General features: G+C 41.6%; 1 protein-coding gene. It reads right to left on the bottom strand.

Annotated features, from left to right (window positions below; translation table 11 throughout):
- Positions 1-1,107, bottom strand: a 1,107-nt coding sequence (locus JV16_RS14810) for a PAS domain S-box protein (RefSeq protein WP_042536457.1), incomplete at both ends; no start/stop codon positions are given.

The following is a 1,107-nucleotide window of genomic DNA, read 5'->3' on the forward strand; positions in this document are numbered from 1 at the left end:
GTTAATAAACACTTGTTTTAATTGTTTCGGTTCGCAATAAATAAGCGGCACTTGTTCATACGTCGCTTTAATTTGAATGTTATGCATCGTCGCCTGCACGCTTAATAAATCGACCGTTTCTTGCATAATTTTCACCACGTCGCCTCGTTCATAATGAATGGCTTGCGGTTTCGCCAACACGAGAAATTCAGTAATAATTGACTCAATGCGCTTTAATTCTGACATAATGACGTGGAAGTACATATCATATTGTTCGCAATCATTGCCGATGCTTCCTTGCAATAGTTGAATAAATCCTTTTAACGCTGTCATCGGGTTGCGAATTTCATGAGCGATGCCTGCTGCTAGTTGCCCGACGACGTTTAACGTATCTGATTTGCGCAACTGTTCTTCCATTTCTTTTTTCTCGGTCATGTCGCGCACCATCATTAACCCGACATGTTCAATAATGTTTGGCTTAAACGATAATTCCACAATTTTTTTCTTTCCTTCTCCGTCGATGAGCGCAAACTCTTTTTCTTCTTCTTCATTTCTCAGCCACATGTGAAATTTATTTAAATCGTTGCTTGCAATAAACGTATGTAAGCTCTTTTTCATTAGCTGTTCTTTTTGAAGGGCAAAAATGCGGCAGGCGGCAGGATTCGCATCAAAAATGCGCTGTTTATCGTCAATGAGCACGATGCCGTCCATCGCGTGATTAAATACGCTACGAAACTTTTGTTCTTGTTCGCGCAACTGCTTCTCCATTTTTCTTCGTTCGCTGACGTTGCGAAAAATCGTTAAATGGTAGCCGTTAATGGCGCCTTTTTTCGATGTAAATTCAAGCTGTTTTGTTTCGCCATTTGGCATATGAAACGTCAGTTCATCACGAATTTGTCCGTCGCGGAAAAATTGGCACAACACGCGACGCACTTTTTTATTTTTTTCATCGATAAACTGCAATAAGTTCGCATGGACGAGATCGTGAAGCGGCAGTTCAAACGTTCGGCTTGCGGCTGGATTGGCGCGCAAAATGTTTCCGAAATCGTCGCAAATAATAATCGCTTCGTGCGCTTGTTCAAAAATGGCGCGAAATCGTTCTTCGCTTCGCTGTAAGTTCATTTCCAT

This window comes from Anoxybacillus ayderensis, from assembly GCF_000833605.1.
In the GTDB taxonomy this organism is placed as follows: Bacteria; Bacillota; Bacilli; order Bacillales; family Anoxybacillaceae; genus Anoxybacillus; species Anoxybacillus ayderensis.